This is a genomic window from Pontibacter anaerobius, assembly GCF_026241195.1.
GTDB lineage: Bacteria > Bacteroidota > Bacteroidia > Cytophagales > Hymenobacteraceae > Pontibacter > Pontibacter anaerobius.
This window is the reverse complement of record NZ_JAPFQO010000003.1, coordinates 26,656-41,037: the sequence shown is the minus strand read 5'-3', so window position 1 is coordinate 41,037 and position 14,382 is coordinate 26,656. Positions and strand designations below refer to the sequence as shown.

General features: G+C 52.2%; 14 protein-coding genes. 13 read left to right on the top strand and 1 reads right to left on the bottom strand.

Annotated features, from left to right (window positions below; translation table 11 throughout):
* Nucleotides 1-65: 65 nt before the first annotated feature.
* The 9 genes from OO017_RS05810 (at nucleotide 66) to OO017_RS05770 (ending at nucleotide 7,771) form a co-directional block, all read left to right on the top strand.
* On the top strand, nucleotides 66-620 hold the full coding sequence (locus OO017_RS05810; protein WP_304608441.1) for an NADH-quinone oxidoreductase subunit B: 555 nt from the start codon (nucleotides 66-68) through the stop codon (nucleotides 618-620).
* A gap of 5 nt (nucleotides 621-625) precedes the next feature.
* Nucleotides 626-1,132, top strand: a complete 507-nt coding sequence (locus tag OO017_RS05805; RefSeq protein WP_266051519.1) for an NADH-quinone oxidoreductase subunit C — start codon at nucleotides 626-628, stop codon at nucleotides 1,130-1,132.
* A 49-nt stretch (nucleotides 1,133-1,181) separates the two neighbouring features.
* On the top strand, nucleotides 1,182-2,426 hold the full coding sequence (nuoD, locus tag OO017_RS05800; protein ID WP_266051518.1) for an NADH dehydrogenase (quinone) subunit D: 1,245 nt from the start codon (nucleotides 1,182-1,184) through the stop codon (nucleotides 2,424-2,426).
* A gap of 62 nt (nucleotides 2,427-2,488) precedes the next feature.
* Nucleotides 2,489-3,022 carry an NADH-quinone oxidoreductase subunit NuoE family protein gene (locus OO017_RS05795; protein WP_266051517.1) on the top strand — a complete coding sequence of 178 codons (534 nt, stop codon included), beginning with the start codon at nucleotides 2,489-2,491 and terminating at the stop codon, nucleotides 3,020-3,022.
* A 60-nt stretch (nucleotides 3,023-3,082) separates the two neighbouring features.
* The gene (gene nuoF / locus OO017_RS05790; RefSeq protein ID WP_266051516.1) at nucleotides 3,083-4,429 is read left to right on the top strand and encodes an NADH-quinone oxidoreductase subunit NuoF; all 1,347 of its coding nucleotides are present in this window, start codon (nucleotides 3,083-3,085) and stop codon (nucleotides 4,427-4,429) included.
* Between the two features lie 184 nt (nucleotides 4,430-4,613).
* Nucleotides 4,614-5,594, top strand: a complete 981-nt coding sequence (locus tag OO017_RS05785) for an NADH-quinone oxidoreductase subunit G (RefSeq protein ID WP_266051515.1) — start codon at nucleotides 4,614-4,616, stop codon at nucleotides 5,592-5,594.
* A 3-nt stretch (nucleotides 5,595-5,597) separates the two neighbouring features.
* The gene (gene nuoH / locus OO017_RS05780; protein ID WP_266051514.1) at nucleotides 5,598-6,653 is read left to right on the top strand and encodes an NADH-quinone oxidoreductase subunit NuoH; all 1,056 of its coding nucleotides are present in this window, start codon (nucleotides 5,598-5,600) and stop codon (nucleotides 6,651-6,653) included.
* 85 nt (nucleotides 6,654-6,738) lie between these two features.
* Nucleotides 6,739-7,248, top strand: coding sequence for a NuoI/complex I 23 kDa subunit family protein (locus OO017_RS05775; RefSeq protein WP_266051513.1), 510 nt, complete (start codon nucleotides 6,739-6,741; stop codon nucleotides 7,246-7,248).
* Between the two features lie 4 nt (nucleotides 7,249-7,252).
* Nucleotides 7,253-7,771 carry an NADH-quinone oxidoreductase subunit J family protein gene (locus tag OO017_RS05770; protein ID WP_266051512.1) on the top strand — a complete coding sequence of 173 codons (519 nt, stop codon included), beginning with the start codon at nucleotides 7,253-7,255 and terminating at the stop codon, nucleotides 7,769-7,771.
* Nucleotides 7,772-7,843: 72 nt separating this feature from the next.
* Here the strand turns inward: OO017_RS05770 and OO017_RS05765 are convergent, their stop codons facing one another.
* Nucleotides 7,844-8,884 (bottom strand): DUF6929 family protein, encoded by a 1,041-nt coding sequence (locus OO017_RS05765; RefSeq protein ID WP_266051511.1) that lies wholly within the window; start codon nucleotides 8,882-8,884, stop codon nucleotides 7,844-7,846.
* Nucleotides 8,885-9,139: 255 nt separating this feature from the next.
* Here OO017_RS05765 and nuoK point away from each other — a divergent pair, with 255 nt between their 5' ends.
* The 4 genes from nuoK to OO017_RS05745 are packed head-to-tail and all read left to right on the top strand — an operon-like array spanning nucleotide 9,140 to nucleotide 14,367.
* A complete protein-coding gene (gene nuoK / locus OO017_RS05760; protein WP_266051510.1) occupies nucleotides 9,140-9,469 on the top strand; it encodes an NADH-quinone oxidoreductase subunit NuoK in 330 nt (109 codons plus the stop codon).
* A 39-nt stretch (nucleotides 9,470-9,508) separates the two neighbouring features.
* Nucleotides 9,509-11,473, top strand: a complete 1,965-nt coding sequence (gene nuoL / locus OO017_RS05755) for an NADH-quinone oxidoreductase subunit L (RefSeq protein ID WP_266051509.1) — start codon at nucleotides 9,509-9,511, stop codon at nucleotides 11,471-11,473.
* 12 nt (nucleotides 11,474-11,485) lie between these two features.
* The gene (locus tag OO017_RS05750; RefSeq protein WP_266051508.1) at nucleotides 11,486-12,937 is read left to right on the top strand and encodes a complex I subunit 4 family protein; all 1,452 of its coding nucleotides are present in this window, start codon (nucleotides 11,486-11,488) and stop codon (nucleotides 12,935-12,937) included.
* A gap of 41 nt (nucleotides 12,938-12,978) precedes the next feature.
* Nucleotides 12,979-14,367, top strand: coding sequence for an NADH-quinone oxidoreductase subunit N (locus OO017_RS05745; RefSeq protein ID WP_266051507.1), 1,389 nt, complete (start codon nucleotides 12,979-12,981; stop codon nucleotides 14,365-14,367).
* Nucleotides 14,368-14,382: the final 15 nt, after the last annotated feature.

Below are 14,382 nucleotides of genomic sequence, written 5' to 3'. Positions count from 1 at the left end.
ACAAGCACTTTAGTGTTGCATCTACGGGCACCAAGTGCCTGTTTGTAAAATAAAATATCCTTGAAATGAGCGATACGAATAAAGATATTATTATGGCTGAGGCCCCTGATGGTATTTCCGGCGCAGGGTTCTTTGCTACTTCGTTAGAAAAAGTGATTGGTCTGGCCCGTAAGCACTCGCTATGGCCATTACCATTCGCCACCTCCTGCTGCGGTATTGAGTACATGGCTACCATGGGCTCTAACTATGATATTTCCCGCTTTGGTTCGGAACGCCCGAGTTTCTCGCCACGCCAGGCCGACATCCTGATGGTGATGGGCACCATCGCCAAGAAGATGGGGCCTGTGGTAAAGCAGGTATACGAGCAGATGGCCGAGCCGCGCTGGGTAATCGCTGTGGGTGCCTGCGCCTCTTCGGGCGGTATTTTTGATACTTACTCCGTGTTGCAGGGCATTGACCGCGTAGTGCCGGTTGACGTGTACGTGCCGGGTTGCCCGCCACGCCCTGAGCAGATCCTGGACGGCCTGATGCGCGTGCAGGAACTGGCGGAAAGCGAGTCGCTCAGACGCCGCGACTCTCCGGAATATCAGGCACTCTTAGCCTCTTACAACATTAAATAAGCAGCATGGAGCTTACGAACGAAAACGTACTCGGCAAGATCATCAGCGAGTTTGGGGAAGCGAACATCTGGGACGCGATGAACCCGGATGGTATCATGACGATCACCACCAACCGCGAGTCTATACATGGGCTGATAAAATACCTGCGCGACGACAAGGAACTGCAGATCAGCTTCCTGACCACAATGGCAGGTATTCATTACCCGGGCAAGGGCGATCAAGAGATGTGCATGATGTACCAGCTGCACAGCCTGCGCCACAACTACCGCATCCGCATAAAGGTGTATATGCCAGCCAATGACCCGGTGTTGCCAACCATGACTGACCTGTACGCCACCGCCAACTGGATGGAGCGCGAGGCATTCGACTTTTATGGCTTTAAGTTTACGGGCCATCCGAACCTGACCCGCATCCTGAACATCGAGGAGATGGAGTACCACCCGATGCTGAAGCAGTACCCACTGGAAGACCAGACAAGGGAAGATAAGATTAACACGTATTTCGGACGTTAAGCCAGCTTTTCATAGTTCCGACAAAATAGCTGACAGAAAAGAAACCATAATGGCTACTGAAAATAAAACCGCCGAGCTGACCGAACTGGAGCAATTCCGCAAAGACCACGGACTTGCCATTAAGGAAGAACGGCAACTTACCACGCTGAACCTGGGGCCAACGCACCCGGCCACGCATGGTATCTTCCAGAACATCCTGCAAATGGATGGCGAGATCATCGTGGATGCGGTGCCTACCATCGGCTACATCCACCGCGCTTTCGAGAAGATTGCCGAGCGCAGGCCATTTTACCAGATCACGCCGCTGACGGACCGCATGAACTACTGCTCTGCCCCTATCAATAACATGGGGTATCACATGACGGTAGAGAAGCTGCTGGGCATTACCGTGCCGAAGCGCGCGCAGTACATCCGTGTGATCATGATGGAGTTGGCCCGTATCTCCGACCACCTGATCTGTAACTCGATCCTGGGTGTGGACTCCGGCGCCTTCACCGGCTTCCTGTACGTGATGCAGGAGCGTGAGCACATCTACGATATTTACGAGGAAGTATGCGGTGCGCGTCTTACGACAAACATGGGCCGCATCGGGGGTATGGAGCGCGATCTGTCGCCGAAAGCGCTGCACATGATCGGTGAGTTCCTGAAGCGCTTCCCAAAAGTATGGGCGGAGTTTGAGAAAATGCTGACCCGCAACCGTATCTTCATCGACAGAACCACTGATGTGGGTGCTATTTCTGCGGAGCGTGCCCTGAGCTACGGCTTTACAGGTCCTAACCTGCGCGCCGCCGGCGTAGACTACGACGTGCGCGTGATGAACCCATACTCTTCCTATGAGGATTTCGATTTCGAGATTCCGGTAGGCACCAAAGGCGATACCTATGACCGCTTCCTGGTGCGCAACGAGGAAGTGTGGCAGAGCTTAAAAATTATCGAGCAGGCCTACAAAAACCTGCCGGAAGGCTCTTACCACGCTGATGCGCCGCATTATTACCTCCCTCCAAAGCAGGATGTGTACACCAGCATGGAAGCCCTGATCTACCACTTCAAGATTGTGATGGGTGAGACAGACGCTCCGGTTGGCGAGGTGTATCACAGCGTAGAGGGTGGTAACGGCGAACTAGGCTTCTACCTGATCAGCGATGGTGGCCGTACACCATACCGTCTGCACTTCCGCCGTCCTTGCTTTATCTATTACCAGGCTTACACCGAGATGATCAAGGGTGGGCAGCTGGCTGACGCGATCCTAACGCTAAGCAGCCTGAACGTTATCGCCGGCGAACTGGACGGTTAATTAGAACTATCAATTACCATTTAACACTGATCAATGATAAATGATCAGTGACAATTGAAAAAATGGCAGAGACAATAAACGAAGTAAAGTTTTCTGATGAGGCGATGGCCGAGATCCAGCGCTACATCAGCCACTACCCGGAAGGACGTCAGAAGTCTGCTATACTTCCGATCCTGCACATTGCGCAGGCGGAGTTTGGTGGCTGGGTTAGCCCGGAGGTGATGGACAAGGTAGCCGAGATCCTGAACATACAGCCGATCGAAGTATACGAGGTGGCCACGTTCTACACCATGTTCAACCTGAAGCCGGTTGGAAAGCACGTGCTGGAGGTATGTCGCACCGGCCCTTGCTGCCTGCGCGGCGCCGACCAGATGATTGACATGATCAAGCAGAAGCTGAACATTGAGGAAGGCGAAACCACCGCCGATGGCATGTTTACGCTGAAGCCGGTGGAGTGCCTTGCCTCTTGCGGCACAGGCCCGATGCTGCAGGTGCGCGAGCTGTTCTACGAGAACATCGACTCAGAAGAGAAGCTGGACCAGTTTCTGGAGATGATGCGCAACAAGGAGCACGAAACACCGGTCTGGAAGAAATAAACCTGTTTTAACGAAGCGGCCAAAGTATAAACCGGCTGCTAAGCTATATATCCTGCTACAATGGGACTTAAAATATTAACTGAGCATATCAACGTTCCCGGCATCGAGACGCTGAAAGTATATCGGAAGCACGGCGGCTACAAATCGGTGGAGAAAGCTGTGAAAACGATGTCTCCGGAAGAGGTGGTGGAAGAGGTGAAGACATCTGGCCTGCGTGGCCGTGGTGGAGCTGGCTTCCCGACGGGTATGAAATGGAGCTTCCTGGCCAAGCCGGAGGGTGTTCCGCGCTACCTCGTTTGTAACGCCGACGAGTCAGAGCCGGGTACTTTCAAGGATCGCTGGTTCATGGAGAAAAACCCGCATGCGCTGATCGAGGGTATGATTACCTCCAGCTACGCGCTGGGTGCCAATACGTCCTACATCTACATTCGCGGCGAGTTGTTATTCGTGCTGCGCATTCTGGAGAAGGCGATTGCGGAGGCGTATGCGGCCGGTTTGCTGGGCAAAAACATACTTGGCTCAGGCTACGACCTGGACCTGCACGTGGCCCCGGGTGGTGGCGCCTATATCTGCGGTGAGGAAACAGCCCTGCTGGAGTCTCTGGAAGGCAAGCGCGGTAACCCGCGTAACAAGCCTCCGTTCCCGGCGGTGAAGGGTCTGTTCCAAAGCCCAACGGTGGTGAACAACGTGGAAACCATTTCTTCTGTGCCGTGGATTGTGAACAACGGCGGTGCAGAGTATGCAAAGATAGGTATCGGTAGAAGTACAGGTACCAAGCTGATCTCGGCCAGCGGCAATATCAACAACCCTGGCGTGTACGAAATTGAGCTAGGTGTGCCGGTGGAGGAGTTCATCTATTCAGACCAGTACTGCGGCGGCATCTGGAAAGGAAAGCAGCTGAAGGCTGTTGTACCGGGAGGTTCTTCGGTTCCGATTCTGCCAGCCAACCTTATACTTAAAACAGCAGCCGGCGAAGATCGCCTGATGACCTACGAATCATTGTCTGACGGTGGTTTTGTAAGTGGCTCTATGTTGGGTTCGGGTGCCTTTATCGTGTTTGACGAAGACCAGTGCATTGTGCGTAACACGTGGAACTATGCCCGCTTCTACCACCACGAGTCATGTGGCCAGTGTAGCCCATGCCGCGAGGGTACAGGCTGGATGGAGAAAGTGCTGCACCGCATCGAGTACGGCCATGGCCACCAGCAAGACATTGACCTGCTGGTAAGCGTGTCGAAGCAGATTGAGGGTAACACCATTTGCCCGCTGGGTGACGCAGCCGCCTGGCCGGTAGCCAGCGCTATTCGCCACTTCCGCCACGAGTTTGAGTGGCACATCAACAACCCGAAAGAGGCTACGGCTCCGGGTGCGGTGTACAGAGGCCAACTCGACGCAGTAACGGCATAAGTATAATAATTCTTCTTCTGTCATTCTGGAAGAAACCTATTTGAGGGGAGATTAAGCCTTGGCGGCTCGCCCAAAAGATTCTTACAGGATGACAAAATGAAGTATAAATAAGTATAGCTAAAATCGTTCGTTGTCCTGCTTCTATCAAGAAACGAACAACGACAAACGAACAAGAACATATAAAATGGCTAAAGTAACAATTGACGGCATTGAGATAGAGGTAGAAGACGGAACTACCATCCTCCAGGCTGCAAGAAAAATAGGGGGTAATGTAGTGCCTCCTGCCATGTGCTTTTATACACCACTTAAAGGTAGTGGCGGTAAGTGCCGCGTGTGCCTGGTTAAGGTATCACAGGGCTCTACTAAAGACCCACGCCCAATGCCTAAGCTGGTTGCCTCGTGCATCACACAGGTGCAGGATGGTATGGTGGTGGAAAACACGACCAACGAAGAAGTACTGAACGCCCGCAAAGGCATCGTGGAGATGCTGCTGATTAACCACCCGCTGGATTGCCCTATCTGCGACCAGGCCGGTGAGTGTAGCCTGCAGGACCTGTCTTACGAGCACGGTGTGAGCGCACAACGTTTCGAGGAAGAGCGCCGCACATTCAATAAAGTGGACCTTGGCCCCTACATCCAACTGCACATGACGCGCTGCATCCTGTGCTACCGTTGCGTGTACACTGCCGACCAGATCACCGAGAAGCGTGTGCATGGCGTATTGGGTCGTGGCGATGCCGCCGAGATCGGAACCTACATCGAGAACGTGGTGGATAACGACTTCTCTGGTAACGTAATCGACGTGTGCCCGGTAGGTGCCCTGACAGACAAGACCTGGCGCTTTAAGAACCGTGTGTGGTTTACGAAGCCGATGGATGCGCACCGCGACTGCCCTACCTGCTCCGGTAAAGTAACGCTTTGGACGCGTGGCGAGGAAGTACTGCGCGTAACGGCACGCAAAGACCAGTACAACGAGGTAGAGGAGTTCATCTGTAACACCTGCCGCTTCGACAAGAAAGAGGTAGCGGACTGGACGATTGAAGGCCCACGCCACATCGACAGAGGTTCCGTGATCTCGGCCAACCACTATGAGCTGCCGGTTGTAAACGTGCCAATCGTGCCGAACCTGCCAACATCCACCAAGAAAAACCTGCCACAGGAATAAAAAATGGAGTCAGTAGACCTACTATACAAAGCGATTTACATCCTGGTTATCTTCGGCATCACCCTGCTGATAGCCACGTACTCGACATACTTTGAGCGTAAGATAGCAGCCTTTATCCAGGACCGTGTGGGCCCGAACCGCGCCGGCCCTTTTGGTTTGCTGCAACCGCTGGCCGACGCCGGCAAACTCTTCTTTAAAGAGGATTTTATACCTGCCAGAGCCAACAAAGCCCTGTTTATACTTGGTCCGGGTGTGGCCATGCTGGTGGCAACCATGTCCAGTGCGGTTATACCGTATGGCGATATGCTGATAGTAGGCGGTCGCGAAGTATACCTGCAGGCCATTGAGGTGAACATCGGGGTGCTGTACATCTTTGGTGTGGTATCGCTGGGTGTTTATGGCCTGATGATCGGTGGCTGGGCTTCTAACAACAAATTCTCCCTGCTGGGCGCTATCCGTGCGGCCTCTCAGAACATCAGCTACGAACTGGCTATGGGCCTTTCGCTGATTGCGGTGCTGATGATGACAGGCTCTCTTTCGCTGCGTGTTATTGCGGAGCAGCAGGCAGGCTTTAACTGGAATATCTGGTACCAGCCACTTGGCTTTATCATCTTCCTGGTATGCGCCTTTGCCGAGACCAACCGTACACCATTCGACTTGCCAGAATCTGAGGCCGAGCTGATCGGTGGCTACCACACAGAGTATGGCTCCATGAAACTGGGTATGTACCTGTTTGCGGAGTATATCAACATCTTTGTGGCTTCATCGGTGATGGCTACGCTATACTTTGGCGCTTACAACTTCCCGTTCATGGAGAACCTGCGCGAGGCCATTAGTGACCCGGTGCTGGCCAATAACGTGGTGACGCTGGTTGGTGTGGGAGTGATGTTTGTGAAGATTTTCCTATTCATCTTCTTCTTCATGTGGGTGCGCTGGACACTTCCGCGCTTCCGATATGACCAACTGATGAAGCTGGGATGGAAAATCCTGATTCCGCTGGCGATCCTGAACATCATCCTGACAGCGGGCGGAATTCTGCTGAAAGACTATTTAATTTAAACTATAGTACCGAAATTTGAATGTTGATGGCGGGCAGCCTGTTAAAGTATAAGTTGCCTGTACAACAATCAAAACTGACTAAGAGATGGAACCACTAACCAATAGAAGAAAGAATGTGGAGAAGCGGGAGATGACCTTTGCTGAAAAGGCTTACCTTCCTGCAATTGCACAAGGTCTTGGTATCACGATAAAGCACTTCTTTAAAAAGAAAGCCACCATACACTACCCGGAGCAAACGCGTGAGCGCAGCTCTGTTTGGCGTGGCCTGCACGTGCTGAAGCGTGATGAGAATGGCGCCGAACGTTGCACCGCCTGCGGCCTGTGCGCGGTTGCCTGCCCTGCTGAGGCAATCACGATGACTGCCGGCGAGCGTAAAGCCGGAGAGGAGCATCTGTACCGTGAGGAGAAGTATGCCGTTACCTACGAGGTGAACATGCTGCGCTGCATCTTCTGCGGCCTTTGCGAGGAGGCTTGCCCAAAGGCGGCTATCTTCCTGCAGGACGACAAGCTTGCCCCTGCCCGCTTTGAGCGCGACGAATTCATCTACGGCAAAGACCGACTGGTAGAGCCTAATAAGACCACTGAAACGAAATAACCCGATGACAGAGAGCCTGTTTTACTTCCTTGCCTCGCTAACGCTGCTGTGCGCCCTGATGGTGGTAATATCCAAGAACCCGGTGCATAGCGTGCTTTTCCTCATCATCACCTTCTTTACTATTTCGGGCCATTACGTGCTGCTGAACGCGCAGTTCCTGGCTGTGGTGAACATCATTGTGTATGCCGGTGCCATCATGGTACTCTTCCTCTTCGTGATCATGTTCCTGAACATGAGTAAAACCGGGGATAGTAGGATGAAAACCTCCACGATCAGTAAGTTTGCCGGTGCCATAGCCGGTGGCCTGCTGTTTATCGTGCTGATTTCTGCCCTGAAGGATGCCAGCGTGGTAGGTTACAACCCTGAAACCTATAACTCCCAGGTGGGTATGGTGGAGACGCTGGGCCAGGTGCTGTTTACAGATTACCTGCTGCCGTTTGAGCTAGCCTCTGTGCTGTTCCTGGTGGCCATGGTAGGCGCCGTGATGCTCGGCAAGAAAGAAGAAGGCGAGAGTCACTTTTAAGCTGAATCACTCACTAAAGTATAAAAGCCGCGGGCCTGAACATGTTCAGGCCCGCGGCTTTTATACTTATACTTATCTCATCTCCAACTGCACCTCCAGCAACTCTGAGTGGCCTTTATCGTCATCCGACACCACGACGACTTTATACTGATCGGCCTCTTCCCCTTTCAGCACCACCAACGACTCGGCCTTACCCAGGTAGGCAGAGCCATCCTCATTCGTCAGTTTTACCACAGGCACCTGCAGCGGGTTCGCGGCATCAGAAGCAAAAGGTAGTGTTCTCAGGTTAATTAAACCGATAAAGCTGCCGAGTATCTCACCGTCTTCAATGGCGTTAGGGGTTTCCTCCACGGAGGCGGTAAAAAACAGCCTGCCTTCCATGGCAAAGGCACCGGAGAACCCCGAGCGGATCTGCCCCACGTGCGGCAGCTCAAAGTGGTACACGGCCACAGCCGGTATTTCCCCCTCCCGAAGTATAAAATCCTTGAACTCGTCTGTCTCCATACGCAGCAAAGTGTTAGTGCCAGCCCCAAGCGGGCGCTGGAGCAGGTACGTGTAAACCGCATCCATGGCAAAACCTTCCAGATTAAGCTGCCCCTCGCTCTCCAGGCGCAGCACCTGTTTCAGAAAAGTATAAAACCGGCTCAGGTCCAGCTCCCGCACTTTCAAGTTATCCGTTAGGTTTACAAGGTAGCCTTTATTCCTGGCCTTGGCGGCTCCTGAGCCCAGTAGCAGAAGCATGTCATCGCGGCCATACGTGAGGTGCGCCATACTTTCCAAATCCGGTTTCTCAGCTTTGGGAATGCGCCCGTTAACCATTTTAGTAGAGTTGAACAAGGGATACTGCTGCACCAGTTCATACTTTTCATTCAACTGGTACAGGTACGGGGAATCGTCGCCGAGCACATAGAATGCACCCTGTACATACTCCAGGCCAGAGGCTGAAGGTAGTTCATCAAAAAAAACACTGCGGGTGGTGCTGGCGGATAACTGTATCACTTTCATTTTCTCGACGGCTTGAGCGGTGGTGACACTAGCGGCAGGTGGCCCCGATTTACAGGCCTGCAGGAGCGGGAGCGACATCAGAAAGTATAAAAAGTAGCGGTGCTTCATCAGTATAAAGTATGTCTCCCATAGCTACGTAAACACAGGTCAAAAGTATGAACTGTCCGTACGGCGGCTATCTGGAAAAAGAAAATCAGAAAATAGGCTGAAAAAGCTGTAAACATAGCAAAATACAACGCTTACACCACCCTCCCAACCGAATAAGAATAGGAAATATGTTATGGTTTTTACAAAAATGGGGATAACTTTGCGACTTGATTTTTGGATCGTAATTTAAGAGTAATACGTTCAGCCACACAGAAAATGAACAACATACCTGAGGTCATCCAGACCATTCCATTAGATTATTACCTGTTTTTCAGCGCGGCTCTTTTTGTTATTGGTATCATTGGTGTGCTTACACGCCGCAATGCCATCGTGATCTTCATGTGCGTGGAACTGATGCTGAACGCCGTGAACCTGCTGCTCACGGCCCTGGCTTCTTACAGAGGCGATGCCAATGCACAGGTATTCGTGTTCTTTATTATGGCGGTGGCCGCGGCCGAAGTATGCGTTGGCCTGGCTATTATCGTGATGACCTACCGCAACATCCGCTCTACCGATGTACAACTGCTGAACTACCTGAAGTGGTAACAGCCCTAACATACGCTGAATAGCTTAAATTTTATACAGATGCAAGAGATTGTAATGCCGATTAACAACCAGGGGATGGCACTGCTTTGTCTGCTTATTCCGTTGCTGCCGCTGGCCGGCTTCATCATCAACGGATTGGGCAACCGTAGCATAGCGAAGGGCTTGGTAAGCTTTATTGGTAGCGGCACAGTGCTGGCTTCTTTCCTGATCACTGTCTACCTGTTCCTTGATTTCACGTCTAACGGCAGTCGTGCCTATACCGTTGATTTCTACAACTGGATATCGGTAGGTGATATGCGGATTGGCTTCTCGTTCCTGATAGACCAGCTGACGCTGCTGATGATGCTGATGGTGACCGGTATCGGTTTCCTGATCCACCTCTACTCAGCCGGCTACATGAGCCACGATGAGAACTTCGGCAAGTTCTTCGCTTTCATTAACCTGTTCATGTTCTCGATGCTGCTGCTCGTGATGGGCTCCAACTACGTGATGATGTTCGTGGGATGGGAAGGCGTGGGCCTTTGCTCCTACCTGCTGATCGGCTTCTGGAACAAGAACACCAGCTATAACAATGCCGCCAAGAAAGCCTTCATCATGAACCGTATCGGTGACTTGGGCTTCCTGCTGGGCATTTTCCTGATCTTTATCACGTTCGGATCGGTTAGCTACCCGCAGGTTTTCGCTGAAGCCGCTAACTATACCGGAGGTATCGACTCTGGCGTGATGATCGCCATTACCCTGCTCCTGTTTGTGGGTGCCATGGGTAAGAGCGCCCAGATTCCGTTGTTTACCTGGCTTCCGGATGCGATGGCGGGTCCGACACCGGTGTCCGCCCTGATCCACGCCGCCACCATGGTGACGGCAGGTATCTATATGGTGCTTCGCTCGAACGTGCTGTATGTACTGGCCCCTACTACTCTGGAGGTGATTGCCATTGTGGGTGTGGCTACAGCCGTACTCGCCGCCACTATTGGCCTGGCGCAGAATGATATCAAGAAAGTGCTCGCATACTCTACCGTATCGCAGCTGGGTTATATGTTCCTGGCGCTGGGTGTGATGGCCTTCTCCTCTTCTATCTTCCACGTACTGACGCACGCCTTCTTTAAGGCGCTTCTGTTCCTGGGCGCTGGTTCTGTTATCCATGCTATGAGCAACGAGCAGGATATCCGCTACATGGGTGGCCTTCGCAAATACCTCCCTATCACGTTTGTGACTTTCCTGATCGGTACGCTGGCCATTGCCGGTATTCCGCCATTCGCCGGTTTCTTCTCTAAAGATGAGCTGCTGGCGCATGTGTGGGAGCACAACAAACTGCTGTGGGGCTTAGGTATGCTGGCTTCGTTCATGACTTCTTTCTACATGTTCCGCCTGGTGTTCCTGACTTTCTTCGGAACGTTTAGAGGCACGGAGTCTCAGAAAAGCCACCTGCACGAGTCACCTTTTTCCATAACGTTGCCACTGATTGTGCTGGCCATACTTTCTACCGTGGGTGGTTTCCTTGGAATTCCGGCTGTGTTTGGCGAGGGAAATCACATCCTGCAAAACTACCTGGCTCCAATCTATAGCTATGCACAAGTGGCTAACGCAGCCGCCGTTGCGCCGCTGCACCTTGACCATGCAACAGAGTGGATGCTGATGGGTATTTCAGTAGCTGTGGCAGTAGTTGCCGCTATCTTCGCTTATGTGATGTATGTGAGCAAGAAGACAGTGCCAGCACCGGAAGGCGAGCGCCTGTCTCCTGTCCATAACCTGATCTACAACAAGTACTACATCGACGAGATCTACGACACAATCATCGTGCGTCCGCTCATGTGGATGTCGGCTGTGTTCCACCGTGTGCTGGATACAGTGGTGGTCGATGGCATTGTGAACGGTTTCGGAAAACTGACCACCTATAGCAGCCGCACGCTCCGCTACGCGCAGAGCGGTATGATCGGTTTTTACCTGATGGTGATGGTGTTCAGCATCGTCCTGATTTTATTTTTAAACTTCTTTATCGGATAAGGTTCTTAGAAGATGATTACAGCTCTATTACTTTTCTGGCCTGCCCTGGCTGCACTTCTGGTGCTGCTGATTAAAGGACAGGGTGCCAAGAAAGTGGCTTTTGTAGCAGCACTTGTAGAATTTGCGCTGTCACTTTTCGCCCTCTCGGCATTCGACACCCAAAGCGGTGCGAGCCAGCACACCCTAAGCCTTCCCTGGATCGAAAGCGCAGGTATCAGCTTCAGCATTGGGATGGATGGCATCAGTTTGCTGATGGTCCTGCTGACCACGTTCCTGGTTCCGCTGATCATACTTTCTGCTTACAAGCACGAGTATAAGAACCCGCACGTATTCTACGCCCTCATCCTATTCATGCAAACCGGCCTTATTGGCGTGTTTGTGGCGATGGATGCATTCCTTTTCTACTTCATGTGGGAGGTGGCGCTAATCCCGATATACTTTATTGCCGCTGTTTGGGGCGGCGCTGACAGAATCCGGGTGACGTTCAAGTTCTTCGTGTACACCATCTTCGGCTCGCTGTTCATGTTGGCTGCCTTCGTGTATCTATACTTGCAAACGCCGGGCGCGCACTCATCAGACGTAAACGCTTTCTATCAACTGTCGCTGTCGAGCGAGTCGCAGAGTTGGATCTTCTGGTTCCTGTTCATCGCCTTCGCTATCAAGATGCCGGTGTTCCCGTTCCATACCTGGCAGCCGGACACGTATACTGAGTCGCCGGCTCAGGCTACCATGCTTCTTTCAGGTATCATGCTGAAGATGGGTATTTACGGTGTGCTGCGCTGGTTGCTGCCGGTAGTGCCTTTCGGGGTAAGCCAGTGGGATGAGGTGGTGCTTGTACTTGCCATCATCGGTATCGTTTATGCCTCTATCATCGCTATCCGCCAGCGCGACCTAAAGCGCCTGATCGCTTACTCTTCCATTGCGCACGTTGGCCTGATCGCGGCGGGTATCTTTACCCTGAACGAGCAGGGCCTGCAGGGTGGCGTGATTCAGATGCTGAGCCATGGTATTAACGTGGTTGGCCTGTTCTTCATTATCGACATCATCTTCAGCCGCACCAACACCAGAGAGATTACCAGTCTGGGGGGCATTACGCAGAATGCTAAAGGGCTTTCGATCTTCTTCATGATCTTGCTGCTTGGTTCTGTGGCACTGCCGCTGACAAACGGTTTCGTGGGTGAGTTCCTGCTGCTGTCCGGTGTGTTCCAGTACAATGCCTGGTTTGGCGGCGTGGCCGGCCTTACCATCATACTTGGCGCGGTGTACATGCTGCGCATGTTCCAGGGCGTGATGTTCGGAACAAAGTCAGAGCTGACCGAGAACTTCACAGACCTGACGTTGAACGAGAAGGCCGTGCTGATTCCGCTGGTGGTGATGGTATTCTGGATCGGTTTGTTCCCGAATACGTTCCTGAGCATCTCAGAGCCTGCCGTGAACAACCTGCTGAGTATCATTAACCGCTAAGCGGTCATAGAGAATAAAGAATTTTACAGAAATACGACGACATGACCTCGATCATACTTCTATCTGTCTTTGGTATCATTAACCTCTTTGTAGGATTTGCAAAGAACAAGAAGGTATTGCTGCCCCTGGTATTGCTTTTCCTGGCAATCGTGTTTGGCATCAACCTGCTGGACTGGAATGATACGCAGAGCTACTTCAGCAACATGCTCACCATCGACAACTATGCGGTGGCTTTCACGGGCATTATGACCCTTACTACCTTGCTGCTGCTACCTTTCTCGCAACGCTACATCGACATAGCGGACTCTAACCTCGCTGAATATTACTCCTTGCTCCTGTTCTCGCTGGTAGGTGCCGTGATGATGGTAAGCTACGAGAACCTGATCATGCTATTCATCGGCATCGAGATACTCTCCATTGCCATGTATGTGCTGGCCGGAAGCGACAAAAGCAGTCTGCGCTCTAATGAGGCGGCTCTTAAGTACTTCCTGATGGGGGCTTTCTTTACGGGTATCATGCTGTTTGGCATCGTGATGATCTATGGTGCCACCGGCACGTTCAACATCACGGAGATAGGCGCTGCACAGGCGGGAATTGGCGCTGATGGCCTGATGAACACCATGTTTATCCTGGGCATCTTGGTGCTGATTATTGGTATCTCCTTTAAAATCTCGGCTGCCCCGTTCCATTTCTGGGCACCGGATGTGTATGATGGTACGCCATCGTTCTTTACCGCCTTCATGTCTACCGTAGTGAAAACAGCTGGTGTAGCTGCTTTCTACAAGCTTATGGTAGCTGCCTTTGCCGCATCTTATACTACCTGGTTCCCGACGATGGTTGCCATAACAGTACTGACGCTGGTGATTGGTAATGTTGGTGCTGTGATCCAGACCAGTTTCAAGCGTATGATGGCTTACTCCAGCATCTCGCACGCAGGTTACCTGCTGATGGCGCTGGTTGCTTTCAACGAGGCCTCTGATGCTTCTATCCTGTTCTACTCCGCCGCTTACTCTGCCGCTACTATCGCAGCCTTTGGTGTGCTGAAAATGGTGCAGGACCAGCGCAGAAGCGCCGACTACGAAGCCTTCAACGGATTAGGCAAAACAAACCCACTGCTGGCTTTCGCGATGACGGTTGCCATGTTATCGCTGGCAGGAATTCCGCTTACAGCCGGTTTCTTCGGTAAGTTCTTCGTGTTCTCTGCCGTGCTGCAGCACACAGATATGCTGTGGCTGGTGGTGCTGGCGGTTATACTTGCTGCCGTGGGTATCTACTACTACTTCCGTGTGGTAATTGCCATGTACATGCAACCTGCCGGCAACTATGAGGTTGTAAAAGTTGGAAGCTTCGCCTCGTTCACACTCATCTTCATCACGATCCTGACAATCCTGCTGGGTATAGCGCCTGCGCTGGTTAGCGAGCTTATCTAGTACAGGTATATACTT